This is a genomic window from Clavibacter phaseoli (genome assembly GCF_021922925.1).
Classification (GTDB): Bacteria; Actinomycetota; Actinomycetes; order Actinomycetales; family Microbacteriaceae; genus Clavibacter; species Clavibacter phaseoli.
On sequence record NZ_CP040786.1, the window covers coordinates 1,819,891 to 1,846,395 of the forward strand.

Consider the following 26,505-nt stretch of genomic DNA (forward strand, 5'->3'; position numbering starts at 1 on the left):
CGGGGGCATGCGCGTAGCCGTCGTCAGCGAGAGCTTCCTCCCCACCGTCAACGGCGTCACCACGAGCGTCTGCCGGGTGCTCGAGCACCTGCGCGATCGCGGGCACCAGGCCATCGTGATCGCCCCGGACGCCGGCGCCCCGTCCGAGTTCGCCGGCTTCCCCGTCCACGGCGTGCCCGCCATCGCCTACCGCCAGTTCCCGGTCGGGATCCCCAGCCCCCAGGTGCTGCGGCTGCTGACCGACTTCGCGCCGGACGTGCTGCACGCCGCGTCCCCCCTGTTCCTGGGCGCGCAGGCGATCGCGGCGGCGACGCGCATCGACGCGCCGTCCGTCGCCGTGTTCCAGACCGACGTGGCCGGCTACGCGCGCCGGAACCGGCTGGCCGCGACCGCGCCGTACGTGTGGCGGCTCGTGCGCTGGATCCACCAGGGAGCCGACCTGACCCTCGCGCCCTCGAGCGCCGCGGCGGCGGACCTGGCGGCCGCGGGCGTCGAGCGCGTCGCCCGGTGGGGCCGCGGGGTCGACCTCGACCGCTACCACCCTCGCAACCGCGCCATGGAGGACGCGGTCGCGCTCCGGCACCGCGTCGCGCCGGGCGGCGAGACGGTCGTCGGCTACGTGGGCCGCATCGCCCCCGAGAAGCAGCTCGAGCGCCTCCAGGCCCTGCGCGGGATCCGCGGCGTGCGCTTCCTCATCGCGGGAGACGGCCCGAGCCAGGCGTCCGCCCGACGCGCCCTCGTGGGCATGCCCGTGACGTGGCTCGGCCGCGTCGGCGGCCGTGAGCTCGCCGCCGCGTACGCCGCCATGGACGTGTTCGTGCACACCGGGACCGAGGAGACGTTCGGCCAGACGGTGCAGGAGGCGCACGCGTCCGGCCTCCCGGTCGTCGCGCCGCACGCCGGCGGCCCCATCGACCTCGTCGACCACGGCACGGACGGGTTCCTCTTCGACCCCGCGTCGCCGCGGGACGCGCACATGCGGCGGCTCGTCGACGAGCTCGTCGCGAGCGAGCCGATGCGCCTGCGGATGGGAGAGGCCGGCCGCCGCGCGGTCCTCGGCCGCTCGTGGGCCACCATCGGCGACGAGCTCATCGGGCACTACGGCCACGCCGTCTCGGCCCGCCGCTCGGCACTGCAGGCGACCGACGCCGCGGGCGCCGGGCCCGTCCCCGTCATCGCCTGATCCGAAGTCTCCGGCGGGCGTCGCCGCTTAGGGTGCCCTAACGGGTGGCCGCGCGGACCCGGGCCGTAGACTCGACGGCGACGCGCAATGTCGGCGCGAAGGCGCTCCGCCCACGGGGCACCAGCATCAGGGAGGGTCGTTCCGTGTCCATCAAGACGGCAGGAACCCGCGAACCGCACACGTCGCGCGCACCGAAGGTCCCCGCGGGGACGCTGTACCGGGGCCGCGAGGGCATGTGGTCATGGGTGCTGCACCGCATCACCGGCGTGTCCATCTTCTTCTTCCTCCTGGTGCACGTGCTCGACACGAGCCTCATCCGCGTGAGCCCCGAGGCCTACAACGCGGTCATCGGCACCTACAAGAACCCCGTCATGGGCATCGGCGAGGTCGCCCTCGTCGGGGCCATCGGGTTCCACGCGCTCAACGGGCTGCGGATCATCCTCATCGACTTCTGGCGCTTCGGCGCCAAGCACCAGCGCCTCATGTTCTACGTGGTCATCGGGCTGTGGGTCGTGCTCATGGCCGGCTTCGTGCCGCGCCACCTCATCAACGTGTTCAGCGAAGCGGGATGGATCTGATCGTGAGCGACATCGCACAGCAGGTGAGCATCGAGCGTCCCCGCCAGCCGCGCCAGCCCCGACGCCAGGGCGGCGTCAACTGGGAGAAGTGGGGCTGGATGTACATGCGCGCCTCGGGCGTCGTGCTCGTCGTGCTCATCTTCGGCCACCTCTACGTCAACCTCATCAACGGCGAGGGCATCAAGGCCATCGACTTCGCCTTCGTCGGCGGCAAGCTCTCCGACCCGTTCTGGAAGGTGTGGGACATCGCGCTGCTCTGGCTCGCGGTCATCCACGGCGCCAACGGGATGCGCACCCTCGTGAACGACTACGCGGCCTCTCCCCGCACCCGGACGATCCTCAAGGGCGCGCTCGTGACGTCCACGGTGGTCCTGCTCGTCCTCGGCACGCTCGTGGTCTTCACGTTCGACCCGTGCCCCGCCGGCCAGCCCGCGGACCTGCTGCCCTCCTTCTGCGGCGACCTGTAGCCCGCTCCCCATCCGCCTCGAGAAAGAAGCCCGTGACCACTGACACCGCGACCCCCGGTTCCGAGCCCTCCGCGAGCACCATCGTGGACGGCGTCCACTACCACCAGTTCGACATCGTGATCGTGGGTGCGGGCGGCGCCGGCATGCGCGCGGCGATCGAGGCGGGACCGCAGGCGAACACGGCCGTCATCTCGAAGCTCTACCCGACGCGCTCCCACACGGGCGCCGCGCAGGGCGGCATGGCCGCAGCCCTCGCGAACGTCGAGGAGGACAGCTGGGAGTGGCACACCTTCGACACCGTCAAGGGCGGCGACTATCTCGTCGACCAGGACGCGGCGGAGATCCTCGCGAAGGAGGCGATCGACGCGGTCATCGACCTCGAGAACATGGGCCTCCCCTTCAACCGGACGCCCGACGGCAAGATCGACCAGCGCCGCTTCGGCGGACACACGGCCGACCACGGCAAGAGCCCCGTGCGCCGGTCCTGCTACGCGGCCGACCGCACGGGCCACATGATCCTGCAGACGCTGTACCAGAACTGCGTCAAGTTCGGCATCAACTTCTACAACGAGTTCTACGTGCTCGACCTCGTCATGGCCGAGGTCGACGGGAAGCAGCAGCCCGCGGGCGTCGTGGCCCTCGAGCTCTCGACCGGCGAGATCCACGTCTTCCAGGCGAAGGCCGTGATCTTCGCGACCGGCGGCTTCGGCAAGATCTACAAGACGACCTCGAACGCGCACACGCTCACGGGCGACGGCGTCGGGATCATCTGGCGCAAGGGCCTGCCGCTCGAGGACATGGAGTTCTTCCAGTTCCACCCGACCGGCCTGGCCGGCCTCGGCATCCTCCTGTCGGAGGCGGCCCGCGGCGAGGGCGCGATCCTCCGCAACAGCGAGGGCGAGCGCTTCATGGAGCGGTACGCCCCCACCATCAAGGACCTCGCGCCGCGCGACATCGTCGCCCGGTGCATGGCCACCGAGATCCGCGAGGGCCGCGGCGCGGGCCCGAACAAGGACTACGTCTACCTCGACATCACGCACCTCGAGCCCGCCGTCATCGACGCGAAGCTCCCCGACATCACGGAGTTCGCGCGCACGTACCTCGGCGTCGAGCCCTACACGGAGCCCGTGCCCGTGCTGCCGACCGCGCACTACGCGATGGGCGGCATCCCCACGAACATCAAGGCCGAGGTCCTCTCCGACAACACGACCGTGGTCCCGGGCCTCTACGCGGCCGGCGAGTGCGCGTGCGTGTCGGTGCACGGATCCAACCGCCTCGGCACCAACTCGCTCCTCGACATCAACGTGTTCGGCAAGCGCGCGGGCAACTACGCCGCCGAGTACGTCAAGACGGTCGACTTCACGCCGCTGCCCGCCGACGCGGCCGACTTCGTGAAGGGCCTCGTCGAGGGCGCGCGCAACTCCAACGGCACCGAGCGGATCTCGACGCTGCGTCGCGAGCTGCAGGAGTCCATGGACCGCAACGCCCAGGTGTTCCGCACCGAGGACACGCTGATCGAGGTCACCAAGGTGATCGCCGACCTGCGCGAGCGGTACACGAACATCCAGGTGCAGGACAAGGGCCAGCGCTTCAACACGGACCTGCTCGAGGCCATCGAGCTCGGCTTCCTGCTCGACCTCGCGGAGGTCGTCGTGTACTCGGCGATGTACCGCAAGGAGAGCCGCGGCGGCCACTTCCGCGAGGACTTCCCGAAGCGCGACGACGAGAACTACATGGTGCACACCATGGCGTACCTCACGGGCGACGCCCACAGCGCGGACGCCGGCGACCACATCAAGCTGAGCACCAAGCCCGTCGTCATCACGAACTACCAGCCGATGGAGCGGAAGTACTGACCCCCGGGTCGGCACCGACGCCCGTCACCGCACCACCTACGGAACAGGACCCGCACACGTGAGCACCGCAACCCTCGACGCGCCCCCCGCGGGAGAGGCCTCGGCCATCCCCACCTTCACGGTGACCCTCATCATCCGCCGGTACCTGCCCGGCCAGGACGTGGAGCCCCGCTGGGAGGACTTCGACGTCGAGGTGTACCCGACCGACCGCATCCTCGACGCGCTGCACAAGATCAAGTGGGAGCAGGACGGGTCGCTGACCTTCCGCCGCTCCTGCGCGCACGGCGTGTGCGGATCCGACGCGATGCGCATCAACGGCCGCAACCGCCTGGCCTGCAAGACGCTCATCAAGGACCTCGACATCTCGCAGCCCATCTACGTGGAGGCCATCAAGGGCCTGCCGCTGGAGAAGGACCTCGTCGTCGACATGGAGCCGTTCTTCGAGTCGTTCCGCGACGTGCAGCCCTTCCTCATCTCCAACACGAAGCCGGAGAAGGGCAAGGAGCGGATCCAGTCCGCCGCCGAGCGCGCCCGCTTCGACGACACCACCAAGTGCATCCTCTGCGCCGCGTGCACGTCGTCCTGCCCCGTGTTCTGGACCGACGGCCAGTACTTCGGCCCCGCCGCCATCGTCAACGCGCACCGCTTCATCTTCGACTCGCGCGACGAGTCGAACGTGCGCCTCGACATCCTCAACGACAAGGAGGGCGTGTGGCGCTGCCGCACGACCTTCAACTGCTCCGAGGCGTGCCCGCGCGGCATCCAGGTGACGCAGGCGATCGCCGAGGTCAAGCAGGCGATCATGCGCGGCAAGGCGTAGCGCCGCAGCTCCCCGGACCACGAAGGCCCCGCAGCTCCCCGGAGCTGCGGGGCCTTCCGTCTGCGTGCGCGTGCGTCTAGCGCTCCGCGAGGATCCGCTCGGCGGCCGCGCGCGCCTCCGCCGCGGTGCGCGCCGTGAGGACGGCATCGGCGGCGGCGCGCGCGTCGTCGAGCGTGCGTCGGCCGAGCTCCAGGCGGACGTCGGCGAGCGCGGCCGGGGTCATCGAGAGGCTCGTGACGCCGAGGCCGACGAGGACCACCGCGAGCAGCGGATCCGCCGCCGCCTCGCCGCAGATGCCGACGGGCGTGCCCGACGCGCGGCCGGCGTCGCCGAGGGTGCGCACGAGGCGGAGGACCGCCGGGTGCCACGGGTCCTGGTAGGAGGCGACCGAGCCGAGCAGGCGGTCCGCCGCCATCGTGTACTGCGTGAGGTCGTTGGTGCCGACGCTGACGAAGTCGGCGACCTCGACGACCTGGTCGGCGAGGAGCGCGAGCGACGGCACCTCGGCCATGACGCCGACCGTGCGGAGGCCCAGCTCGCGGCCGAGCTCCACGAAGTACGCGGTCTCCTCGGCGTCGGCGACCATCGGCGCCATGACCCAGAGGTCGGCGTCGGTCGCCGCGTCCGCCGCCGCGAGGGCGGTGAGCTGGTCGCGGAGGATCCGCTCGTTCGCCCGGAGCGCGCGGAGGCCCCGGAGGCCCAGCGCGGGGTTCTCCTCGTCCGCGTCGGTGAGGAAGGCGAGGGGCTTGTCGGCGCCGGCGTCGAGCGCGCGGACGACGACCTTGCGGCCCGGGAAGGCCTGGAGGAGCGCGGTGTACTGCGCGGTCTGCGCGTCGACGGACGGCGCCTCGGCGGCGTCGAGGAAGAGGAACTCGGTGCGGAAGAGGCCGACGCCCTCGGCGCCGAGCTCGACCGCGCGCGCGGCCTCCGCGGGCGACCCGAGGTTGGCGAGGAGCGGGACGGGCGTGCCGTCGGCCAGGGCGCCGTCGGTGATGGGGGCGGCGAGCGCCTCCTCGCGGGCGCGGATCCGGCGGAGGGCGTCCTCGCGCTCGGCGTCGTCGGGGTGGACGACCACGACGCCGGCGGCCGCGTCGACGACGACCTCGTCGCCCTCGACGAGGTCGGCGGCGCCCGTCGCGCCGACGATCGCGGGGATGGAGCGGCTGCGGGCGAGGATCGCGGTGTGGCTGGTGGGGCCGCCGTCGGTGGTGACCAGGGCGAGCACGCGGTCGAGCTCGAGGAGCGCGGTGTCGGCGGGCGCGAGGTCGCGCGCGACGAGGACGAAGGGCGCGTCCGCGGTGGGGATCCCGGGCGCGGGCACGCCGCGGAGCCGGGCGATGACGCGCTGCGCGACGTCGGCGAGGTCCGCCGCGCGCTCGGCCATGTACCCGCCCATGCCCGTGAGCAGCTCCTGGAAGGTGGCGAACGCCTCGAACACGGCGCGCTCGCCCGAGCGGCCCTGGCCGACGAGGCGGCCGACCGAGTCGAGGAGCGCGGGGTCGCGCGCCATGAGCGACTGCGCGTCGAGCACGTCCTTCGCGTCGCCGCCCGCGCGGGCGCCGCGCGCGGCCAGGTCGTCCGCGGTGGCGGCGAGGGCGTCGGCGACGCGCGCGACCTCGGCCTCGGCGTCGCCCGTGAAGGCCCCGGTGCCGGGCTCGGGCAGCGGGTCGGGCATCCGCATCACGGGGCCGGTGGCCACTCCGTGTCCTACTCCGATGCCGGTGATGCGCACAGGGACTCCCTCGCTCGGGTGCGGGCCGCGCGGACGGACGTCGTCGGCGCGGGTGGTCGTCCGGTCGGGCTGCCGGAACGGCCCGTCCACGCTACCAGGGGCCGGGCGGCCCGTATCCTCGGGGGATGACCGCCCCCGACGGCCGCGGACGCCCCGCCTCCCCCTCCCCCGGCGCGACGCCCGCCGAGCCGCCCACCGCCACCGGCATCCCCGCCCTCTTCGCGCGCGTGATGCAGCTCAAGCCCGTGCGGGTCTTCCTCGCCTACGGGGCCGCGGGGGGACCGATCCTCGCGGCCGGCATGTCGTACCAGGCCGTGTTCGCGGTCTTCGCGGCGCTCGCGGTCGGGTTCTCCGTCGCGGGATCCGTGCTCGCCGACAATCCGGCGCTCCTCGACTCGCTGCTCACGCTGATCCAGGGCGCGGTGCCCGGGCTGTTCGGCGAGGGCGGCGCCATCGAGGATCCGCAGGCGCTGCTCGCCTCGAACGCCGTGACCGTGACCGGCATCATCGGATCGATCGGCCTCCTCGTCACCGCGCTCGGCTGGCTGGCCTCCACGCGCGACTCGGTGCGGCGGATCTTCGAGCTGCCGCCGCCCACCACGTTCTTCCTGCTGCTCAAGGTCAAGGACCTGGGGCTCGCCCTGGTGTTCGCGCTCGCGATGCTGCTCTCGGCCGCGCTCTCGGTGGTGAGCACCGGGCTCCTCGGCGTCGTGTTCGGGCTGCTGCAGGTCGGCGAGGACTCGCTGCTCGCCGTCGTCGTCGGGCGCACCGTGGGCCTCGCGCTCGTGCTCGCGCTCGACACGGCCGTGTTGGCGGGGGCGTACCGGATCCTGTCGGGCGTCAGGATCCCGCGGCCGCAGCTCCTGCAGGGCGCGCTCCTCGGCGGCGTCGCCATGGGCGTCCTCAAGGTGCTCGGCACGGCGCTCCTCGGCGGTGCCAGCCGGAACCCGCTGCTCGCGTCGTTCGCGGTGATCATCGGGCTCCTGATCTGGTTCAACCTCATCTGCCAGGTCATCCTGATCTGCGCGTCGTGGATCGCCGTGAGCATGTCCGACCGGGGCATCGACGCCCGCGACCTCACGCCCGAGCAGCTCGAGAGGGAGCGGCTCGCGAAGCTCGACGAGGCCCGCCGGATCCTCGAGGAGGAGGAGCGCGCGCGGGAGCGGGAGCGGTACGAGCAGTCGCGCGGCATCACGCGGGTGCTGCTCGGGCTGCGGCGGAGGCGCCGCCGTTAGGATCGAGACCATGCCCTCGAACCTCCGCGTCGCGTCCATCAACACGAACGGCATCCGGGCCGCGTTCCGCAAGGGCATGGGCGACTGGCTCGCCACGCGCGACGTCGACATCCTCGCCATCCAGGAGGTCCGCGCCGAGACCGGCGACATCGAGGGCCTCCTCGGACCCGAGTGGAACGTGCTGCACGACGCCGCGACCGCCAAGGGCCGCGCGGGCGTCGCCCTCGCGAGCCGCCGCCGCGCGGAGATCCACCGCGTCGCCATCGGCGAGGAGGACTTCGACAGCGCGGGCCGCTGGCTCGAGGCCGACTACGACGTGGACGGCACCATCGTCACGGTCGTGAGCGCCTACGTGCACTCCGGCGAGGTCGGCACCGCCAAGCAGGACGAGAAGTGGCGCTTCCTCGACGGCATGGAGCGGCGCCTGCCCGAGATCGCCGCGCACTCCGAGCTCGCCGTCGTCGTCGGCGACCTCAACGTCGGCCACCGCGAGCTCGACATCCGCAACTGGAAGGGCAACGTGAAGCGCGCCGGGTTCCTGCCGCGCGAGCGCGCCTACCTCGACCGCATCCTCGGCGCGCGCGGCGAGGACGTCGAGGGCGTCGACGGATCCACCGGCCCCGGCCTCGGCTGGGTGGACGTCGGCCGCCAGCAGGCCGGCGAGGTCGACGGCCCGTACACGTGGTGGAGCTGGCGCGGCAAGGCGTTCGACAACGACACCGGCTGGCGCATCGACTACCAGCTCGCGACGCCCGCCCTCGCCGAGAAGGTCGTGGGCTACGCGGTCGACCGGGCCGAGGCGTACGACCAACGATGGTCGGACCACACGCCCGTGGTCGTCGACTACGCGATCTGACCCGCACCCCTCCCTCCCCTCCGCGCCCGCCCGGCGCACCCCGAGCGCCCCGCGCTCCGCACACGAAGGCACCGCCATGACCGCTCGTCCCGTCCTCTTCTCCGGCATGCAGCCGTCCGCCGACTCGCTGCAGATCGGCAACTACATCGGCGCGCTCCTGCAGTGGAAGGAGCTTCAGACCACGCACGACGCCGTGTTCTGCGTCGTCGACCTGCACGCCATCACCGTCCCGCAGGACCCGACGGCCCTCCGCGACTCCACCCGGCGCACCGCCGCGCAGTACATCGCGGCGGGCATCGACCCGGCCGTGTCCACGCTCTTCGTGCAGTCGCACGTGTCGGCGCACACCGAGCTCGCGTGGATCCTCAACACGCTCACCGGGTTCGGCGAGGCCAGCCGCATGACCCAGTTCAAGGACAAGTCGCAGAAGCAGGGCGCGGACGCGACCACGCTCGGCCTGTTCGCGTACCCGACGCTCATGGCGGCCGACATCCTGCTGTACGGCACCGAGGTCGTGCCCGTCGGCGACGACCAGAAGCAGCACGTGGAGCTCACCCGCGACCTCGCGAAGCGCTTCAACTCGCGCTTCGGCGACGTGTTCCGGATCCCGGAGCCGATGATCCAGAAGGACACGGCCCGCATCTACGACCTGCAGGACCCGACGTCGAAGATGAGCAAGTCCGCCGCCAGCGACGCGGGCGTGGTGTGGCTGCTGGACGAGCCCGCGAGGACGGCGAAGAAGATCCGCTCGGCCGTCACCGACACGGGCCGCGAGATCCGCTTCGACCGCGGCGAGAAGCCCGGCGTCTCCAACCTGCTGACGATCCTCTCGGCCTTCGAGCACACGCCCGTGCCGGCGCTCGAGGAGCGGTACGCGGGCCGCGGCTACGGCGACCTGAAGAAGGACGTGGCCGAGACCGTCACGCGCGTGTTCGAGCCGATCCGCGCGCGCACGCTCGAGCTCCTCGACGACCCGGCCGAGCTCGACCGCGTGCTCGCCGGCAACGCCGCGCGTGCCGAGGAGCGGGCCGACGCCATGCTCGCGCGCGTCTACGACGCCGTCGGCCTCGTGCGGCGCGCCGGCCGATGACCCTGCGGCTGGTCCTCCTCGACCTCGACGACACCCTGGTGGACCACCGCGGCGCCGTGGCCGACGGGATCACCGCCCACCTCGCCGCGCGCGGCCTCCTCGACGCGTCCGACCCCCCGGAGCGCGACCGGGCCGTCGCGCTGTGGGTCGCGCTCGAGGAGGAGCACTACCACCGGTACCTCGCGGGCGAGCTCGACTACACCGGGCAGCGGCGGGCGCGGGCGCGCGGGTTCCTCGCGGCCTGGGGATCCGCCGACGCCGCGGACCTCGCCGCCGCGCTCGCGGACGACGACGCCGCGACGGACGCCTGGTTCGGCGGCTACCTCGCCGGGTACGAGGCGTCGTGGCGGCCGCTGCCGGGCGCGCACGAGGCCCTCGACGAGATCGCGCGCCGGCACCCGAGCGTGCGCTTCGGCGTCGTGACCAACGGCGAGCGGAGCCAGCAGGAGCCGAAGATCGCCGCGGCCGGGCTCACCGACCGCCTCTCCCCCGTGATCTGCTCCGGGGACCTCGACTTCACCAAGCCCGATCCGCGCATCTTCCTGCTCGCGTGCCGGGAGGCGGGCGTGGACCCGGCCGACGCCGTGATGGTGGGCGACCGGCTCCGCACGGATGCGCTCGGGGCGGTCGACGCGGGCCTGGCCGGCGGCGTCTGGTTCGACGCCCTCGGCGACGGGGACGCTCCCCTGCCCGCCGGCGTCGTGCGCATCGTGGCGCTCGCGGACCTCGCCGATGCCGTGGACCTCGTCGGCGTCCGCTGACGGCGTAGGTCGCGGAGCGTCACGGACCCCGGCCCCGCAGCCGCGTGGGCTAACCTCGACCCATACACGTGCTCCGGGGTCGGTGGAAATCCGAGCCGGCGGTGACAGTCCGCGAACGGACGATGCGCGACCGGGTCCCCGGGAGCCTCGTCCGCCGATCCGGTGGGATTCCGGGACCGACGGTTAAAGTCCGGATGGGAGGCAGCACGCGGCGCCAGCGACCCTGCCGGCGTCGAGGTCCGTCGACCGCGCCCGGAGTCCGTCCACGGACGAGGACACCATGCACGACGACCCGACGGCATCTCCCGCGGCGGCCGACCCCGCGCTCGCGCGCGCCATGTGCCGCGGCCTCGAGCTCGCCGCCGAGGGTCCCGCGTGGGGTCCGAACCCGCGCGTCGGCTGCGTGATCCTCGACGCCCGTGGCCGTGTGATCGCCGAGGGCCGCCACCGCGGCGCCGGATCCGCCCACGCCGAGGTCGACGCGCTGCGTCAGCTGCCCGCGGGCGCGGCGCACGGCGCCACCGCCGTCGTCACGCTCGAGCCCTGCAACCACACCGGGCGCACCGGCCCCTGCGCCGCCGCGCTGATCGAGGCGGGCGTCGCGCGCGTCGCCTACGCCGTCGCCGACCCGGGAGCCGAGTCCTCCGGCGGCGCGACCCGGCTGCGCGCCGCCGGCGTCGAGGTCGTGCCCGGCGTGCTCGCCGACGAGGCGGCGGCGTTCCTGCGGGTGTGGCTCGGATCCGCTCGGCTCGGCCGCCCGTTCGTCACGGCGAAGTGGGCGTCCAGCCTCGACGGCCGCATCGCCGCCGCCGACGGCACGAGCCGCTGGATCACCGGGCCCGCCGCCCGCGAGGACGTGCACCGCCGCCGCGCCGAGGCCGACGCGATCCTCGTGGGCACCGGCACCGTGCTCGCCGACGACCCCGCGCTCACGGCCCGCCGACCGGACGGGATCCCCTACCCCCACCAGCCCGCGCCCGTCGTCCTCGGCGACCGCGCGATCCCCGACGACGCGGCCCTGCACCAGCACCCGCGCCGACTGATCCGCATCGCGGGCCACGACCCGGCCGCCGCCATCGCGGAGCTCGGGCGCCGCGGGATCCGGCACGTGTTCGTGGAGGGCGGCCCCACGGTCGTCTCCGCGCTCGTCGCCGCCGGGCTCGTGGACGAGGTGGTCACGTACCTCGCGCCCGTCCTCCTCGGCGGCCCGCGCACCGCGACCGGCGACCTCGGCGTGCCGAGCATGCCGGCCGCCCACCGACTCACCCTCATCAGCACGACGCGGCTCGGGGACGACCTCCTCGTGATCGCGCGACCCACCACGGAAGGCCAGTGATGTTCACAGGGATCATCGAGGAGCGCGGACGCGTCCTCGCGCTCGACGCGGAGGGCGACTCCGCCCGGATCACGGTGGAGGCGCCGCTCGCGGTGTCCGACGCCCGGCACGGCGACTCCATCAGCGTCGACGGCGTGTGCCTCACGGTCGTCGCGCAGACGCCCGAGGGGTTCACCGCCGACGTCATGCGGCAGACGCTCGTGATGAGCTCGCTCGGACGCCTCGGCGTGGGCGACCGCGTGAACCTGGAGCGCGCCGCGCGCGTGGGCGACCGCCTGGGCGGCCACATCGTGCAGGGCCACGTGGACGGCACCGGGCGCCTCATCGCGACCACGCCGGGCGAGGCCTGGCGGATCCTCCGCTTCTCCCTGCCCGCCGACCTCGCGCCGCTCGTGGTGGACCGCGGATCCATCACGGTGCAGGGCGTGAGCCTCACCGTGAGCGCCGTCAGCCCCACCGACACGGCGGACGCGGACGCGTGGTTCGAGGTGTCGCTCATCCCCGAGACGCTCACCGCGACCACGCTGGGCGCGCTCGAGCCCGGCGACGAGGTCAACCTGGAGACGGACGTGCTCGCGCGCCACGTGCAGCGGATGCTCGCGCTCGACGCGCGGGACCGCGAAGCCGCGCCGGCGCCCGCCGCCGCGACCGCCCCCGCCGCGACCGAGGAGGCCCGCTCGTGAGCCTCGCCGCGATCCCCGAGGCGCTGCAGGAGCTGCGCGCCGGCCGTCCCGTGATCGTCGTCGACGACGAGGGCCGCGAGAACGAGGGCGACGTGCTGCTCGCCGCCGAGTCCGCCTCGCCCGAGTGGGTGGCCTGGCTCGTGAAGCACTCGTCGGGCTTCATCTGCGCGCCCATGACCAACGAGATCGCCGACCGGCTGGAGCTGCCGCTCATGGTGGCCGACAACCGGGATCCGCGCGGCACCGCGTACACGGTCTCGGTCGACGCGGCCGACCGGCTCTCCACGGGCATCAGCGCCTCCGACCGGGCGCACACCCTGCGCGTGCTCGCCGACCTCGGCAGCGTGCCGACGAGCCTGCACCGGCCGGGCCACATCCTGCCGCTGCGCGCGGTCGACGGCGGCGTGCGCGAGCGCGACGGCCACACCGAGGCCGCGGTCGACCTGCTCACGCTCGCGGGCCTCACGCCCGTCGGCGCGATCAGCGAGATCGTGCAGGACGACGGCGAGATGATGCGCCTCCCCGGCCTCCTCGCCCTCGGCGAGCGCGAGGGCGTGCTGGTCGTCACGATCGAGGCGCTCAAGGCGCACCTCGAGGAGTTCCACTGCGACCGGCCGCTCGAGCCCGCCGTCGCGATCCCCGAGGCGTCGCGCGTGATCTTCGAGGTCGAGACGACCGTGCCCACGACCCACGGCACGGTCAGGCTGCGCGCCTACCGCGACCGCACGACGGGAGCCGACCACGTGGCGATCGTCGCCGGTGAGCCCCAGGAGCACGGCACCCTGGTGCGCGTGCACTCGGAGTGCCTGACGGGCGAGGCGCTCGGATCCCTCAAGTGCGAGTGCGGGCCGCAGCTCGACGCCGCGCTCGACGAGATCCAGCGCGACGGCGGCGTGGTCGTCTACCTGCGCGGGCACGAGGGGCGCGGCATCGGCCTCATCAACAAGCTGCGCGCCTACCGGCTGCAGGAGGACGGCTTCGACACGCTCGACGCCAACGTCGCCCTGGGCCTGCCGGCGGACGCGCGCGACTATGGCGCCGCGTCGGCGATCCTGCAGGAGATGGGGATCGAGGACGTGCGCCTGCTCACGAACAACCCCGAGAAGGTGCGGCAGCTCGAGGCGCACGGCGTGGAGGTGACCGAGCGCGTGCCGCTCGTCGTCGGCGTCAACGACGTGAACGCGGGCTACCTCGAGACGAAGCGCGACCGCATGGGGCACCGCATGGTGCTCGACACCGACATGCACATCGGGTCGGACGCCTACCCGGACGCCGAGGCGCCCGACGGCCTGACCACCACCACGGCCGGACCGGCCACCACCCCCGAGGAGGAGACCGCATGAGCGGACACGGAGCACCCGACATCGACCCCACCGCGATCGACGGGACGGGCCTGGCCGTCACCGTCGTCGCCGGACGCTGGCACGACGAGATCAGCGCGGGCCTGCTCGCGGGCGCCCAGCGCGTGCTCGACGCGGCGGGCGTCACCACCACGGTGATCCGCGTGCCCGGCAGCTTCGAGCTGCCCGTGGTCGCGCGCGCGGCGCTCGACGCGGGGGCCGACGCGGTCGTCGCGCTCGGCGTGATCATCCGCGGCGGCACCCCGCACTTCGAGTACGTGTCCGACGCGGCGACGTCCGGCCTCACGCAGGCCTCGCTCCTCACCGGGAAGCCCATCGGCTTCGGGCTGCTGACGCTCGACGACGAGCAGCAGGGCATCGACCGCGCGGGGCTCCCGGGGTCGAAGGAGGACAAGGGCGCGGAGGCGGCCGAGGCCGCGGTGATGACGGCGCTGCTGCTGAAGGGGATCCGCGGCTGACCCTCCTCGCTTTTGATATCGAGAACGAGTATCAGTAAGGTCGTCGTCAGCGCCGCCGGACCGCCCGGCATCCGGCGCGGACGGACGGGGGCCAGGTGCATCCCGCCCTCGACGTCCGCTCCCTCGCGATCGCCATCGACCGCGCCCCGCTCGTGCACGGCGTCGACCTCCACGTCGGCGCGGGCGAGCGGGTCGCGCTCGTGGGTGCCTCCGGATCCGGCAAGTCGCTCACGGCGCAGGCCGTGCTCGGGACGCTGCCGCCCGGATCCGCCGTGCGCGGCGTCGTCGAGCTCGGCGGCCGAGCGATGGCCCCGGCCGCGCCGCGCCAGCGCCTCGGTCGCGTCGCCGCGGTGCAGCAGGACTCCCTCGCCGCGCTGAGCCCGCTCGTCCCGGTGGGCGCGCAGCTCGTCGCGGCGCTTCGGGCCAGCCGGGCCCGGGGATCCGCCGCCGACGGCGGGCTCCTCACCCGCGGTGACGCGCGGCGCGAGGTGCGGGAGCTGCTCGCCGAGGTGGGCATCGAGGATCCGGACGGCGCGCTCCCCGCCTTCGCCGCCGAGCTGTCGGGCGGCCAGCGTCAGCGCGTCTGCCTCGCGCTCGCGCTCCTCTGCCGCGCCGACCTGCTGCTGGCCGACGAGCCGACGACCGCGCTCGACGTCGTGACGCAGGCGCGCGTGGTCGACGTGATCCGCCGCCGGCTCGACGCGACCGGGCAGGCGCTCCTCTTCATCACGCACGACCTCGCGGTGGCCGCGGCGCTGTGCGACCGGGTCGTCGTGCTCGAGGCCGGCCGCGTGGTCGAGGCCGCCTCGATGCGCGAGCTCGTGCGGCGACCGCGGCACGCGTACAGCCGGGCGCTCGTGGCGGCGGCGTCCCGGCGCGCGGGCGGCGGATCCGCGGATCCCGTCGCGGCGCCGACCGTCGCGTCGGCCGCCGCCCAGCTCGACGCGGTGGCGGCCCCGTGACCGCCGCGCTCCCGGCCGCGGGCACCGCGGCGGACGCCCTCGTCGCGACCGGGATCACGCACCGGCACCCGCCGCGCCGCGACCCCGCCGCGCGTCGTGCCGCCCGGGCCGCCCGCGCGTCCGGCGCCCCCGGCGCCGCGCCCGCGCTCGACGACGTGACGTTCCGCGTCGCGCCCGGCGAGACGGTCGGGATCGTGGGCCGCTCCGGATCCGGGAAGTCCACGCTCCTGCGCGTGCTGCTCGCGCTCGAGGCGCCGACGGCGGGCGACGTGCGGCTCGGCGACCGCGCCGTCGCGCCCGGCCGGGCCTCCGCGCTCCGCTGGTACCGGCGGCGCGTGCAGATGGTGCCGCAGGATCCGGACGCGAGCCTCGAGCCGCGCATGAGCGTGCGGCAGCTGATCCGCGAGCCGCTCCGCCGCCTCGACGTGCCGGGCGACCACGCCGCGATCGTCGCCCGGGCCCTCGACGACGTGGGCCTCGCGGCGTCCCTCGCCGACCGCCGGCCGCGCGAGCTGTCCGGCGGGCAGGCCCAGCGCGTCGCGCTCGCCCGGGCCATCGCGACCTCCCCCGGCATCCTCCTCGCCGACGAGCCCGTGAGCGGGGTGGACCTGCCGCTGCGGGACCGGATCATCGAGCTGCTCGACGACCTCGTGCGCGAGCGCGGGCTGGGGCTCGTGCTCGTGTCGCACGACCTCGACGCCGTCGCGCGGCTCTGCGGGCGGAGCGTCGTGCTCGCGGGCGGGCGGATCGTGGAGGAGGGGCCGACCGCGCGCCTGCTCGCCGATCCCGCGCACCCCGCGACGCGGGAGCTCGCCGACGCCGTGCCGCGGCTGCCGGGAGCGCTCAGCGCATGACCGCGCCCCACCCCGCCGGACCCGCGGGCCCGGGCACCGCCGCGCCCGACGCGGCCGTCGCCGCACCCGGCGTCGCCCGCGCCGGATCCCCCCACGCCGCCGTCCTCCTCTCCAGCCAGCTCGTGTTCAACCTCGGCTTCTACGCGGTCGTGCCGTTCCTCGCCGTCGTGATGCGCGACGACCTCGGGCTGGGCGCCCTCGCGATCGGCCTGGTGCTCGGCGCCCGAACCTTCAGCCAGCAGGGCCTCTTCCTCCTCGGCGGGATGCTGGCCGACCGCTTCGGCCCGCGCACCCTCATCGCCGCGGGCTGCGCCGTGCGGGTGTCCGGCTACCTGGGGCTCGCGCTGGCCGCCGGCCTGCCCGGCTTCCTGGTCGGCGCGATCCTCACGGGCCTCGGCGGCGCGCTCGTCAGCCCGGCGCTGCAGAGCCTCGTGGCGGACGCCGACGCGCGGGCCCGGGCGACGCGGCGCCCCGGGCGGCCGTCGCTGTTCGCGGCGCTCGTGCTGGTGGGCGAGGTCGGCGCGGCCGTCGGTCCGCTCGCCGGCGCTGCCCTGCTCGGGCTGGGGTTCTCCGCGACGGTGCTCGTGGGCGCGGCGCTGTTCGCGGCCGTGGGCGTGGCGCTCTGGTGCGTGATCCCGGCGGACGCGGGCCGGGTGGTCGCGTCGCCCGCGGGATCCCCGCCCGCCGCGGACGCCGCGCCCGCTCCGCCGGCCGACCGCTGGGCCGCCGTCCGGGACCGCCGCTTCCTCGCCTTCTCGGCGCTGTTCGCCGTCGACCTCGTGGCCTACAACCAGCTCTACCTCGGCGTGCCGCTCGAGCTGGCGCGGGCGGGCGCCGGGACCGCGGCGGTCGGATCCGCGTTCCTCGCCGTCTCGCTCCTCACCATCGCGCTGCAGTGGCCCGTCGCGCTCCTCGCGCAGCGGCTCGGCCCCGGCCGCGCGCTCGCCCTCGGCTTCGGCACCACCGCGACGGGCTTCGCGGCGCTCGCGCTGGGATCCGTGGTGCCGCCGCCCGCGGGCGCCGAGCTCGTGCCCGTGGGCGTCCTCGTCGGCTGCCTCACGCTCGGCCACATGACCGCGGGGCCCGTGACCATGGCGCTCGTCCCGTCCTTCGCCGCCGGGCGCCCGACCGCGTCCTTCTACGGGCTGCTCGCCAGCTGCGGCGGGATCGCCGTGCTCGTGGCCGGCGGCGTGGTCGGGTCGCTGCTCGACGACGCGCCCGCCGTCGCCTGGGCGATCCTCGCCGCCCTGCCCGTCGCGGCCGCCGTCCGCCTGCCCCGGCTGCTGCCCGCTCCCCCGAGCGCCGCCGCCGCGGCGACGACGGCCGCCGCATCCGCAGCCGCCGCTCCCCCGACCACCACCCCCGATGCCCCGCGCATCGCCGACGATGCCCCGCGCATCCCCGAGACAGGACCCCATGCCCGCTAGACGCCCCCGCCCCGCCCGCTCCGCCGCCCTCATCGCCCTGGCCGCCGCGACGACGCTCGCCCTGAGCGGGTGCTTCGCGGCGGGACCGGGATCCACCTCCTCCGCCGGCGGGCAGGACGGCGACGCCCGCATCCGCCTCGCGATGCTGCAGCCGCCGCGCTCCGGCCTCACCCCGCTCAGCGACGACGCCTTCAAGCTCGCGCGCTGGAGCACGGCCGAGACCCTCGTGACCCTCGACGACCTCGGCGACGCGCAGCCGCAGCTCGCCACCGGCTGGACCCGGTTCGACGACCTGACGTGGGCCTTCGACATCCGCCCCGACGTCGCCTTCCACGACGGCACGACCCTCACGGCCGCGCAGGCCGCCGCCTCGCTCACCGCCGCCGCGACCGCGAGCCCGAAGCCGCGGATCCTCGACGGCGTCGACCTCACCGCGACCGCGGACGGCGACCGCGTGCTGGTGCGCACCGCGACGCCGGATCCGCTCGTGCCGCAGCGCATGTCGAGCCCGCAGCTCGCGATCCTCGCGGCCTCCGCGTACTCCGCCGACGGCACCGTCTCGCCCGTCGGCACGGGGACGGGCCCGTTCCGCCTGACCGCGGTCGACGGCACGTCCTCCGCCACGCTCGACCGCTTCGACGGCTACTGGGGCGGGCGCGCCGCGTCGGCCGGCATCGACGTCAGCTTCGTGCCCGACGGCACGGCCCGCGCCGCCGCGCTCCGCACGGGCACGGCCGACGTGGTCGAGGCGATCCCCGTGGGCCAGGCCGCCCAGGTGGATCCGCAGCTTTTGCACGAGGTCGCGATGCCGCGCACTAACACGCTCTACCTCAACACGCGGACCGGGCCGTTCGCGGATCCCGCCGTGCGCGCCGCCGCGCAGGCCGCCGTCGACCGCGCCGCGCTCGTCTCGGGCGTCTACGAGGGCAGGGCCGACGCGGCCGCCGGGCTCCTCGGGCCGGCGCTGCCCTGGGCCGCCGACCTCCGCGACGACGCCTCCTACCGCGACGCGCTCGCGGGCCGCGCGGCGCCCGCCCGCGTCGACGGCGTGCCCATCACGCTCGGCACCTTCACCGACCGCGCCGAGCTGCCCGAGGTCGCCGTGCAGCTCGAGCAGCAGCTCGAGGCGGCCGGCTTCGACGTGACCCAGGACGTGCGCGAGTACCAGTACATCGAGGCCGACGCCCTGGCCGGGGCGTTCGACGCCTTCATCCTGTCGCGCGCCACCGTGCTCGACTCGGGCGACCCCGCCGCCTACCTCTACAGCGACTTCGCGTGCGAGGGATCCTTCAACATCTCCCAGGAGTGCGACCCCGCGGTCGACCGGGCCCTCGCCGACGCCTCCGCGCTCCCGGCCGGACCCGAGCGACGCGCCGCGATCATGCGCGTCGAGGCGCTCGTGCTCGCCGACGACGCCGCGGTGCCGCTCCTGCACGAGCGCGTGATCCAGGGCGAGGCCGCCGGGGTGACGGGCGCCGTGCGCGATCCCCGCGAGCGGGCGCTCATCACGGTCGACACGCGCGTCGCGCGCTGATGGGCCGCGCGCGCGACGGGCTCGTCGTCGGGGCGTCCCGCGTCGTCGCCGTCGGCGGCCTCGTGGCGCTCGTCGGCGCGCTGCCCTGGCTGTCGGGCCGCTCGCCCGAGTACACGATCCTCCGCGCGCGCTACGCGGACCTCGAGGCCACCCCGGAGGCGCTCGCGTCGGTGCGCGCCCAGCTCGGCCTCGACCGCGGACCGTTCGCCGTCTCGCTCGACTGGCTCGCCGGCGCGGCCCGCGGCGACCTCGGCACGTCGTGGATCTCGGGCCGCCCGGTCATCCACGGCACGCTCGACGCGCTCGGCGTCTCCCTCACGCTGATGGCGTTCGCCGTCGCGGTCGCCGTGGTGGTCGCGACGCTCCTGTGCGCGCCCGCCCTCCGCGACGCGACGCGCGGGCGTCGCGCCCGCGGATCCGGCGCCATGGCCGCCGCCCTCACGGCGCTGCCCGAGTTCGTGCTGGCGACGGCGCTGCTCGTGGTGGTCGCGGTGTGGCTGCGCTGGGCGCCGCCCTCCGGCTGGGACGGGCCGGGCAACGCGGCGCTGCCGGCGCTCGCCCTCGGGATCCCCGCCGGCGGGCTCGTCGGGCGCCTCCTCGCCGACGCGATCCGCGCCGCGTCGGCCGAGCGCTGGGTCGCGACCTGGGCGATGGCGGGCCTGGCGCCCGCGCGCACGACCCTCGCGGTGCTGCGCCGCGCGCTCCCGTCGGTGCTCGGGCAGGTCGGGCTCGTGCTCGTCGGCCTCACGGGCGGCGCGGTCGCGGTCGAGCAGGTCTTCGCGATCCCCGGCATCGGCCGCGCGACGCTCGGCGCCGCCGGCAGCCAGGACGTGCCCGCGCTCCAGGCGGGCGTGCTCGCGCTCCTCGCGGTCGCCGTCGCGGCGGGCGCCCTCGCGGACCTCGCCCGCCGCGCGCTCCTCGGCCCGGCGCTCCGCCTCGGGTCGCTGCCCGTGCCCGACGCGCGCGTGCCCGCGCGTCCCCGCGACGCCGTCGTCCCCGCCGTCGCCGCGGGTCTCCTCGCGCTGATCGTCGTGGCCGGGCTCACGCGGGATCCCCTCGCCACCACCGCGGGCCGCCTCGCCCCGCCGTCGTGGGCGCTCCCGTTCGGCGCCGACGCGAGCGGCCGGGACCTCCTCGGCCGGGTCGGCCACGGCGCCGTCACGACGCTCGGCACGGCGCTCCTCGTGGTCGTCGCCTGCTGCGTCATCGGGCTCGCGGTCGGGCTCCTGCCGCGCGCCGCGGTCGGGCCGATCGAGGTCGCGAACGCCGCCCCGCCGATCCTCGTCGGGATCGTGGTCGCCGCGATCCAGGGCCCGTCGACCGCGGGCGCGGCCATCGCGGTGGCGGCCGTCGGCTGGGCGCCGCTCGCCGCGCACGCCGGGGCGCTGGTGCAGGAGGCGCGCGCGCAGCCGCACGTGCGGATCCTGCCGGTGCTGGGCGTCGGGCGCGCGCGGATCCTCCTCGCGCACCTCCTGCCCGCCGTCGTCGGCCCCGTCGTGCGGAACGCGACGCTGCGCCTCCCCGGGGTCGCCCTGACGCTCGCGGCCCTCGGCTTCCTCGGCCTCGGCAGCCCCCGGCCGACGCCCGAGTGGGGCCTGATCCTCAGCGAGGGCGGCGCCTACGCGGAGCGCGCGCCGTGGACGGTCGGCGCCCCCGCGCTCGCGCTCGTGCTGGCCGCGGTGCTCGCGGTGTCGCTGTCGGGGCTGGACGTGTCGTGGCGGGGCCCCTCGGGGCCGGGTCGCCGGAACACGAGCGCCCGCTGCGCCGCGAACCCCACGAGGAAGAGCGCGAGGCCGGATCCTGCGCGCGCCAGCAGCAGCGGGATGCCCGCCGCCGTGAGCGCCTCGAGCAGCAGCACGTCGCCCAGCGCGATCACGGCCGCGAGCGACGCGTAGCGCGCGGCGTCCGCGGCGAGCGCGCGGCGCCGCACGGACCGAGCGGGTCGGGCGCCCGCTCGGGCGACCCGCCCGGGAGCCGACCGCCCGGCGCGTCGGCGCGCGCGCGCACCCGGCCCCGCGGATCCGCGCGCCCGGTGCGCGAGGTGCCTGTTGGCGGAGAAGTTGAGCGCCCCGCTGAGCACGCGCGCGGCGACCACCCCGAGGACGAGGTCGCCCGTGGCGGCGACGACGAGGGCGAGCACCGCGACGTCCACCAGGAACGAGCCGAGCGCCACGACGGCGTGCAGGACGAGCGGCGCGAGCACCCGCCACGAGTCCGCGACGGGCCGGAAGTGGGACGACGCGTTGCCATCGAGGTAGACCGTGCGGATCGGGATCTCCTCCACCGCGCGCCCGTCGCCGTGCGCCCGCAGCAGCACCCGCAGCTCGTACTCGAACCGGTCGCCGGGCACCTCGAGGAGCCAGGCGAGGGATCCCGCCGGGTAGCCGCGCAGACCCGTCTGCGTGTCGTGCACCCGCCCGCCCGACGCCCGCCGGAGGAGCCCGCGCGCGACCGCGTTGCCGAGGCGGCTGCGCACGGGCACGTCGCCCTCGAACCGCCGCCCGCCGAGCACCATCGCGCCGGACGCCCGCACCCGGTCGCCCACCCGCAGCACGTCGTCGGGGGCGTGCTGGCCGTCGCTGTCGGCGCACACCACGTCCTCGCCGGGGTGCGCGTCCAGGATCCACGCGAGGCCGGTGCGGAGCGCGCAGCCCTTGCCGAGGTTCCGCGGGTGCACGAGCACGGTCGCCCCGAGCGCCCGCGCCTCCGCGAACGCGTCGGCGGACGCGGGCCCGCTCCCGTCGTCGACGACGACCAGCCCGACCCCCGGGCGGGCGGCCCGGATCTCGCGCAGCAGCGCGGGCAAGCGCGCGTCCGGCTCGTAGGCCGGGACCAGCACGATCACGTCGCGCTCACGGGCACGTAGAGGATGTCGGACGTGCCGCGCTCGGTGCCCTTCCCGAGCGGCCGGTTCACGAGGGCGCCGTCGTGGTACATCGTCGAGGATCCGCCGCCGTCGATGTTGTACGCGGTCGTGCAGCCGAGGTCGAGCATGATCGCCGCGAGGCCCGGCAGGGTCACGCCCGCGCTGTAGCCGGTGCTGCGCCCGTCGACCACCACCATCACGAGGTGCCCGGAGCCGCCCACGCCCACGCACGTGCGCGGCTGCAGCCCCTGGATGGAGTGGTTGCCGAAGTTCGTGTCGACCTCGACCTGGTCGATGCCGTCGACGACGGCGCCGTCGCGCACCACGGCCGGCCCGAAGGACAGCGTGTGCCACACGCCGGCGGCGACCAGCGCGTCGGCCGTCGTGGCGGTCTCGTCGTAGACCTCGGCGTGCCCGTCGCGGTAGAGCGCGAGGCCCTCGCGGGCGCCCTCGTCGCGGAACGCCACGCCGTTCCGGATCACGATGCCCGTGGAGCGGAAGCCGTAGTAGTCGCCGTTGATCGCGAACGCCGCGTCGTTCGCCGCGGCGATGCTCGACGTGGTGTCGACGATGTTCTCGCCGAACGCGTCGTCGGCGAACGCGGAGCGGAGGGCGGTGGCGTCGGAGAGCAGGAGGTCGGCCACGTAGTACGTGACCAGGTCGTCGCCGGATCCCTGCGTGCGCGTCTCCGCCGCGATGGTCGCTGTGCCCGCGGCCGCCGCCGTGTCGGACGTGGAGGCCGTGGCGGCCTCGAAGGCGTCCACGTCGTCGATCTCCACGTGCTCGACCACGAACCGGTCGAGGGCCCAGCCGGTGCCGGCGGCCGCGAGCCCGAGGGCCGCGGCGCCGCCGAGGAGGACGGAGCGGCGCGAGGGCCGCGCCCGGCGGCCCGGCTGCGCGGGTGGCGCGGGTGGCGCGGGCGGCGCAGGCGCCGCGGGCTGCGCGGGCGGCGCGGTCCGACCCGCGTCGGGCGTCGGAGCGCCCATCACCGGCCGCCCATGCCGCCGCCGGCCGCCGCCTCGCCCGCGGTGACCGTGACCGACGCGACCGCGCCCGTCGCGTCGCCCGAGGCGGCGAGGCCGCCGACGCTCGCGCCCGCGACCGTGCCGCCGACGGAGACCGTGTAGGCCTCCCCCGTCGTGATCGCGTCGGACGAGAGGACGACGTTGCCGAACGACTTGCTCGCCTCGAAGGACGCGACCAGGGCGCCGTCCGCGTCGAGGACCTGGACGATCGTGCCGGCGTCGTAGGTCCGGTCGAGCGTGGCGGAGATCCACCCCTGCGCGCTCGTGGTGGCGGGCGAGACGACCATGCCGGTGCTGCCCGCGGCGAGCAGGGTGCCGCCGGACACGTCCAGCGTGCCGTTGACGTCCAGGGCGCCGTTCCCGTTCCCCTCGGGCCCGCTGACCACGACCGTGCCGCCCGAGATGCTCGCCGAGCCGTTGGAGTCGAGGCCGTCGCCGTCCGCGTCGATCGTGAGCGTGCCGCCGGTCATGGTGAAGGTCGATCCGTCGTCGCCGCCCATCCCGCCGCCGCCGCCCATGTCGCCGCCGCCCGCGGGCATGCCGCCCGCGGGGCGCTCGCCGGTCGGGGCGGTGCCGTCGGCGGGCGCCGTCCCCTCCGCGGGCGCGGCTGCGGCGTCGTCCGTGGAGGTCGTGCCGGTGCCCGTGGCGGTCGCGGTCGTCTCCGTCGTGGATCCCGCGGTCGCGTTCACCCCGTCGTCGGCCGTCACGAGCGAGGTCTCGCCGCCCGCGACCGTGATGGCCGCGCTCTCGAGCCCCTCCTCCGCGGTCGAGACGGCGAGGGTGCCGCCGTCGATCACGAGGGCGGTGTCGGCGTGCACGGCGTCGTCGCCCGCGGCGATGGACACCGACCCGGCGGCCACGTGCACGCCGCCGTCGGCGTTGATCGCGTCGTGCTGCGCGTCGATGGTGGTCGTCCCGCCCTCGATCACGGCGATCACGCCGGCGGTGATGCCCTGCGCGGTCGCGTCGTCCGTCGCCTGGGCCGCGTTCGCGGATCCGCCGCCCGCCGTGACGTCGAGCGTGCCGCCGGTGATGACCACGTCGGTGGTCGCGGCGAGGCCGTCGTCGCCCGCGGTCACGGTGACGGCTCCGTCCGCGATCGCGACGTACCCGCGGGTCGCGTCCTCGTCGTCGTCCGACTTCAGGCCGTCGCCGCCGGCCGTCACCGTGACGGCGCCGCCCTGGATCACGAGCGCGTCCTTGCCGCGGATCCCGTCGTCGGCCGCGTCCACCGTGATGGTGCCCGAGTCGATCACGAGCCCGTCCTGGGACGCGATGCCGTCGTTCCCGTTGCCGGTGACGTCGAGGGCGCCGGATCCGGTGATGGTCAGGTCGACCGCGCTGTACAGCGCCGCGTTCGCGTCCGCCGCGTCGTCGTAGGAGGCGGCGTCGCTGAGGCTGTTCGCGCTGCCGTCCGCGAGCGACACCACGGCCGCGTCGGCCTGGCGGATGTCGACGGCCGCGCCCGTGCTGGACGAGATGGAGGCGCCGTCGAGGATCAGCGCGACAGTGCCGGCATCGGTCGTGTCGACCACCACCTGCCCGTCGTCGAGCGTGCCGGAGATCCGGTAGGTGCCCGCCGCCGTGATGGTGACGGTGCCGCCGTCGACGGTGACCCCGTCGCCGGACGCGGTGGCGGTGTCGCCGTCGAGGGCGATCCCCACCGCGGAGGCCGCGTCGACGTCGGCGCTCGAGTCGGTCGCCTCGTCGTCGGCCGCGAGCACGTCGGCGGCGCTCTGCGTCGCGTCGACGTCGACGGCCGCGGCGGTCGCGGCGGTCGTGGAGTCGGTCGCGGCGCCGGTGGTCGCGAGGCTGCAGCCGGCGAGGAGGCCGACGCTCAGCAGCAGCGAGACGGCGATGATGGTGGGGTTCCGGATGGGGCGCTTCTTCGTCATGGTCGTGTCCTTCTGTGGTGCGCGGGGTCGCGCGGGGAGGGAGGGGTGCCGCGTCGGGGCGGCGGGATGCGGGGTGGCGGGCGGCCGGGCGGTCACGCCGCGGAGAGGGCCCCGTCCAGGAAGTGGCGCCGGATGACCCGGTTCCACCTGTTGCCGGGGAGGTCGTCGCGGAGGGCCGCGAGCCCGGTGCCGTACTTCGAGATGGTCGCCGGGCGGTGGCCGCGGCTCCACAGCAGTCGGTCGACGGCGGAGGGCCGGGATCCGGACTTCGTCTCGACGATCGCGACGCCGGGCAGCTCGAGGCGACGGTCGTCGAGGATCCAGGTGAGCGCGGTGTCGACGGTGGCGCGGCTCTCGTCGCCGGGGACGAAGAGCGTGGCCCGGTCGTACTCGGTCACCAGCGTCGGCCGCAGCCGCCGCGGGGCAACGCCGTGGATCCCCGCGTCGTGCAGCGTCTCGTCCACGTGGGCGAGGCCGGCCGGCGTGAGCGCCCGCTCGTCGCCCGCGACGTACGCGACCCGGTCCTTCACGGTGCTGCTGCGGCCGCCGCGGGTCTTGACCTCCAGGGCGCACTCCCCGGTGTCGAGGTAGCTCCGCGTCCGCACCTTGAAGCGGCGGCGCCGGCCGCGCACCGCGAGGTGGAACGACGTGAGCTCGGGGGTGTCGAAGTAGACGCTGCGGTAGGCGGCGGCGCGCCGCCCGTCGATCTCGAGGGCCCGCGTCCCCTGCTCGAGCCCGGCGAGCGCGTCGTCGAGCTGGGCCAGCGGCACCACGTACTTCCGGTCCACCCGCGTGAGCAGGGCCGCCCGGGCGACGAGCTCCTCGAGGGTGATGGGCGCGAGCGCGTCGAGCGCGGCGATGTCGCGCACGGCGCTCACGCCGTGACCTTGCCCTGCGGCATGGTCTCGCGCATCCGCGCGGCGCTGCCGGCCGGGCGGACCCGGTAGCGCACGTCCACGAGCGTCGTGTCGTTCACGAGGTCGATGTGCTTCACGGTCGCGCCGCGGATCTCGGCGCCGAGGACGAGGCCGAGGTGCTCCACGAGCGCGTCGTGGTCGGTGATCGCCGTGTCGATGCTCATCGTCTGCTGGCGGTACCGGCCGAACAGGCGCGGGTGGTCGCCCACGACGAGCACGAGGAGGATGAGCGCCATCAGCGCCGCGTTCAGCCAGGTCAGCGTGCCGGACAGGCCCGAGATCAGGCCGAGGGCGAGCGCGGAGAAGTAGTAGGCGACCTCGTGCTGGGCGATCTCGTCGGACCGCAGCCGGATGATCGACAGCACGCCGAACAGGCCGAGCCCGAGGCCCGCGCCGATGGTGGTGGATCCGAGCACGAGCGAGACGGCGAGCACGCCGACGTTGACGCCGAGGAAGGCGACGACGAGGTCGCGCCGGTGATGGCGGGGGAAGTAGACGGCGAAGGTGAGGATGCCGACGGCGACGAGGTCGACGGCGATGGGGAGGATGTGGTCCACGGCGGGCTCCAGGGTTCTCTCGGGGTGGAGCCCCAGGACACCCCGTGCCGCT

23 protein-coding genes, 1 pseudogene and 1 riboswitch are annotated in these 26,505 nt (G+C 75.2%); of the genes and pseudogenes, 18 read left to right on the forward strand and 6 right to left on the reverse strand.

The genetic code is table 11. From position 1 onward, the window contains the following. The first annotated feature begins 7 nt into the window (after positions 1-7). The 5 genes from FGI33_RS08475 to FGI33_RS08495 all read left to right on the forward strand — a co-directional run bounded on the left by FGI33_RS08475 (position 8) and on the right by FGI33_RS08495 (position 4,904). Complete coding sequence (locus FGI33_RS08475; RefSeq protein ID WP_204586736.1) at positions 8-1,183, forward strand: glycosyltransferase family 4 protein; 1,176 nt, start codon at positions 8-10, stop codon at positions 1,181-1,183. Positions 1,184-1,326: 143 nt separating this feature from the next. After that, positions 1,327-1,761, forward strand: a complete 435-nt coding sequence (sdhC, locus tag FGI33_RS08480) for a succinate dehydrogenase, cytochrome b556 subunit (protein WP_119402687.1) — start codon at positions 1,327-1,329, stop codon at positions 1,759-1,761. Continuing rightward, complete coding sequence (locus FGI33_RS08485; protein WP_174239311.1) at positions 1,752-2,228, forward strand: succinate dehydrogenase hydrophobic membrane anchor subunit; 477 nt, start codon at positions 1,752-1,754, stop codon at positions 2,226-2,228. The genes sdhC and FGI33_RS08485 overlap by 10 nt, the downstream gene beginning before the upstream one ends. Before the next feature lie 32 nt (positions 2,229-2,260). Continuing rightward, positions 2,261-4,084 (forward strand): succinate dehydrogenase flavoprotein subunit, encoded by a 1,824-nt coding sequence (sdhA, locus tag FGI33_RS08490; RefSeq protein ID WP_119435003.1) that lies wholly within the window; start codon positions 2,261-2,263, stop codon positions 4,082-4,084. 58 nt (positions 4,085-4,142) lie between these two features. Further along, a complete protein-coding gene (locus tag FGI33_RS08495) occupies positions 4,143-4,904 on the forward strand; it encodes a succinate dehydrogenase iron-sulfur subunit (RefSeq protein ID WP_119435002.1) in 762 nt (253 codons plus the stop codon). A gap of 76 nt (positions 4,905-4,980) precedes the next feature. Here FGI33_RS08495 and ptsP read toward each other — a convergent pair whose 3' ends face one another. Next, positions 4,981-6,585, reverse strand: a complete 1,605-nt coding sequence (ptsP, locus tag FGI33_RS08500) for a phosphoenolpyruvate--protein phosphotransferase (RefSeq protein WP_237582468.1) — start codon at positions 6,583-6,585, stop codon at positions 4,981-4,983. Positions 6,586-6,761: 176 nt separating this feature from the next. Here ptsP and FGI33_RS08505 point away from each other — a divergent pair, with 176 nt between their 5' ends. The 13 genes from FGI33_RS08505 to FGI33_RS08565 all read left to right on the forward strand — a co-directional run bounded on the left by FGI33_RS08505 (position 6,762) and on the right by FGI33_RS08565 (position 21,088). Continuing rightward, positions 6,762-7,871: a YihY/virulence factor BrkB family protein gene (locus FGI33_RS08505; protein ID WP_119435207.1), complete on the forward strand. Its 1,110-nt coding sequence runs from the start codon at positions 6,762-6,764 to the stop codon at positions 7,869-7,871. 10 nt (positions 7,872-7,881) lie between these two features. Beyond that, positions 7,882-8,727 carry an exodeoxyribonuclease III gene (locus tag FGI33_RS08510; RefSeq protein WP_119435206.1) on the forward strand — a complete coding sequence of 282 codons (846 nt, stop codon included), beginning with the start codon at positions 7,882-7,884 and terminating at the stop codon, positions 8,725-8,727. Positions 8,728-8,803: 76 nt separating this feature from the next. Beyond that, positions 8,804-9,817, forward strand: coding sequence for a tryptophan--tRNA ligase (trpS, locus tag FGI33_RS08515; protein WP_119435205.1), 1,014 nt, complete (start codon positions 8,804-8,806; stop codon positions 9,815-9,817). Next, the gene (locus FGI33_RS08520) at positions 9,814-10,578 is read left to right on the forward strand and encodes an HAD family hydrolase (protein ID WP_237581645.1); all 765 of its coding nucleotides are present in this window, start codon (positions 9,814-9,816) and stop codon (positions 10,576-10,578) included. The genes trpS and FGI33_RS08520 overlap by 4 nt, the downstream gene beginning before the upstream one ends. A 66-nt stretch (positions 10,579-10,644) precedes the next feature. Then, positions 10,645-10,788: riboswitch (FMN riboswitch) on the forward strand. A gap of 70 nt (positions 10,789-10,858) precedes the next feature. Next, positions 10,859-11,914, forward strand: a complete 1,056-nt coding sequence (ribD, locus tag FGI33_RS08525; RefSeq protein ID WP_237581646.1) for a bifunctional diaminohydroxyphosphoribosylaminopyrimidine deaminase/5-amino-6-(5-phosphoribosylamino)uracil reductase RibD — start codon at positions 10,859-10,861, stop codon at positions 11,912-11,914. Further along, positions 11,914-12,597 carry a riboflavin synthase gene (locus FGI33_RS08530; RefSeq protein WP_119435190.1) on the forward strand — a complete coding sequence of 228 codons (684 nt, stop codon included), beginning with the start codon at positions 11,914-11,916 and terminating at the stop codon, positions 12,595-12,597. Before ribD ends, FGI33_RS08530 begins: the two co-directional genes overlap by 1 nt. Further along, positions 12,594-13,940, forward strand: coding sequence for a GTP cyclohydrolase II (gene ribA / locus FGI33_RS08535; protein ID WP_119435189.1), 1,347 nt, complete (start codon positions 12,594-12,596; stop codon positions 13,938-13,940). The genes FGI33_RS08530 and ribA overlap by 4 nt, the downstream gene beginning before the upstream one ends. Next, positions 13,937-14,416 carry a 6,7-dimethyl-8-ribityllumazine synthase gene (gene ribH, locus FGI33_RS08540; protein ID WP_119435188.1) on the forward strand — a complete coding sequence of 160 codons (480 nt, stop codon included), beginning with the start codon at positions 13,937-13,939 and terminating at the stop codon, positions 14,414-14,416. Before ribA ends, ribH begins: the two co-directional genes overlap by 4 nt. 95 nt (positions 14,417-14,511) lie before the next feature. Continuing rightward, positions 14,512-15,378, forward strand: a complete 867-nt coding sequence (locus tag FGI33_RS08545) for an ATP-binding cassette domain-containing protein (RefSeq protein WP_237581648.1) — start codon at positions 14,512-14,514, stop codon at positions 15,376-15,378. Further along, positions 15,375-16,232 carry an ABC transporter ATP-binding protein gene (locus FGI33_RS08550; RefSeq protein ID WP_237581650.1) on the forward strand — a complete coding sequence of 286 codons (858 nt, stop codon included), beginning with the start codon at positions 15,375-15,377 and terminating at the stop codon, positions 16,230-16,232. Before FGI33_RS08545 ends, FGI33_RS08550 begins: the two co-directional genes overlap by 4 nt. Next, positions 16,229-17,659 carry an MFS transporter gene (locus FGI33_RS08555; RefSeq protein ID WP_237581652.1) on the forward strand — a complete coding sequence of 477 codons (1,431 nt, stop codon included), beginning with the start codon at positions 16,229-16,231 and terminating at the stop codon, positions 17,657-17,659. The genes FGI33_RS08550 and FGI33_RS08555 overlap by 4 nt, the downstream gene beginning before the upstream one ends. Next, positions 17,649-19,193, forward strand: coding sequence for an ABC transporter substrate-binding protein (locus tag FGI33_RS08560; RefSeq protein WP_119435596.1), 1,545 nt, complete (start codon positions 17,649-17,651; stop codon positions 19,191-19,193). Before FGI33_RS08555 ends, FGI33_RS08560 begins: the two co-directional genes overlap by 11 nt. Next, positions 19,193-21,088 carry an ABC transporter permease subunit gene (locus FGI33_RS08565; protein WP_237581654.1) on the forward strand — a complete coding sequence of 632 codons (1,896 nt, stop codon included), beginning with the start codon at positions 19,193-19,195 and terminating at the stop codon, positions 21,086-21,088. Before FGI33_RS08560 ends, FGI33_RS08565 begins: the two co-directional genes overlap by 1 nt. Positions 21,089-21,657: 569 nt before the next feature. Here the strand turns inward: FGI33_RS08565 and FGI33_RS08570 are convergent. The 5 genes and pseudogenes from FGI33_RS08570 to FGI33_RS08590 form a co-directional block, all read right to left on the reverse strand. Further along, positions 21,658-22,038 (reverse strand): annotated as a pseudogene (locus tag FGI33_RS08570) (glycosyltransferase); the annotation flags it as partial. Beyond that, positions 22,035-23,045, reverse strand: a complete 1,011-nt coding sequence (locus FGI33_RS08575; protein ID WP_237581656.1) for a phosphodiester glycosidase family protein — start codon at positions 23,043-23,045, stop codon at positions 22,035-22,037. The pseudogene FGI33_RS08570 and the gene FGI33_RS08575, both read right to left, overlap by 4 nt. Next, a complete protein-coding gene (locus tag FGI33_RS08580; RefSeq protein ID WP_237581658.1) occupies positions 23,045-24,979 on the reverse strand; it encodes a carbohydrate-binding domain-containing protein in 1,935 nt (644 codons plus the stop codon). The genes FGI33_RS08575 and FGI33_RS08580 overlap by 1 nt, the downstream gene beginning before the upstream one ends. 92 nt (positions 24,980-25,071) lie before the next feature. Next, on the reverse strand, positions 25,072-25,857 hold the full coding sequence (locus FGI33_RS08585) for a polyphosphate polymerase domain-containing protein (protein ID WP_119435300.1): 786 nt from the start codon (positions 25,855-25,857) through the stop codon (positions 25,072-25,074). Beyond that, positions 25,854-26,453: a DUF4956 domain-containing protein gene (locus FGI33_RS08590; RefSeq protein WP_119402746.1), complete on the reverse strand. Its 600-nt coding sequence runs from the start codon at positions 26,451-26,453 to the stop codon at positions 25,854-25,856. Before FGI33_RS08590 ends, FGI33_RS08585 begins: the two co-directional genes overlap by 4 nt. Between the last annotated feature and the right edge of the window lie 52 nt (positions 26,454-26,505).

What these genes read in the sequence shown, in the direction of transcription:
- FGI33_RS08475 (WP_204586736.1), top strand. Translation starts at nt 8, where the DNA reads ATGCGCGTAGCCGTCGTCAGCGAGAGCTTCCTCCCCACCGTCAACGGC.
- FGI33_RS08485 (WP_174239311.1), top strand. Translation starts at nt 1,752, where the DNA reads ATGGATCTGATCGTGAGCGACATCGCACAGCAGGTGAGCATCGAGCGT.
- ptsP (WP_237582468.1), bottom strand. Translation starts at nt 6,585, where the DNA reads ATGCGGATGCCCGACCCGCTGCCCGAGCCCGGCACCGGGGCCTTCACG.
- FGI33_RS08505 (WP_119435207.1), top strand. Translation starts at nt 6,762, where the DNA reads ATGACCGCCCCCGACGGCCGCGGACGCCCCGCCTCCCCCTCCCCCGGC.
- FGI33_RS08510 (WP_119435206.1), top strand. Translation starts at nt 7,882, where the DNA reads ATGCCCTCGAACCTCCGCGTCGCGTCCATCAACACGAACGGCATCCGG.
- trpS (WP_119435205.1), top strand. Translation starts at nt 8,804, where the DNA reads ATGACCGCTCGTCCCGTCCTCTTCTCCGGCATGCAGCCGTCCGCCGAC.
- FGI33_RS08520 (WP_237581645.1), top strand. Translation starts at nt 9,814, where the DNA reads ATGACCCTGCGGCTGGTCCTCCTCGACCTCGACGACACCCTGGTGGAC.
- ribD (WP_237581646.1), top strand. Translation starts at nt 10,859, where the DNA reads ATGCACGACGACCCGACGGCATCTCCCGCGGCGGCCGACCCCGCGCTC.
- FGI33_RS08530 (WP_119435190.1), top strand. Translation starts at nt 11,914, where the DNA reads ATGTTCACAGGGATCATCGAGGAGCGCGGACGCGTCCTCGCGCTCGAC.
- ribH (WP_119435188.1), top strand. Translation starts at nt 13,937, where the DNA reads ATGAGCGGACACGGAGCACCCGACATCGACCCCACCGCGATCGACGGG.
- FGI33_RS08555 (WP_237581652.1), top strand. Translation starts at nt 16,229, where the DNA reads ATGACCGCGCCCCACCCCGCCGGACCCGCGGGCCCGGGCACCGCCGCG.
- FGI33_RS08560 (WP_119435596.1), top strand. Translation starts at nt 17,649, where the DNA reads ATGCCCGCTAGACGCCCCCGCCCCGCCCGCTCCGCCGCCCTCATCGCC.
- FGI33_RS08565 (WP_237581654.1), top strand. Translation starts at nt 19,193, where the DNA reads ATGGGCCGCGCGCGCGACGGGCTCGTCGTCGGGGCGTCCCGCGTCGTC.
- FGI33_RS08575 (WP_237581656.1), bottom strand. Translation starts at nt 23,045, where the DNA reads ATGGGCGCTCCGACGCCCGACGCGGGTCGGACCGCGCCGCCCGCGCAG.
- FGI33_RS08580 (WP_237581658.1), bottom strand. Translation starts at nt 24,979, where the DNA reads ATGACGAAGAAGCGCCCCATCCGGAACCCCACCATCATCGCCGTCTCG.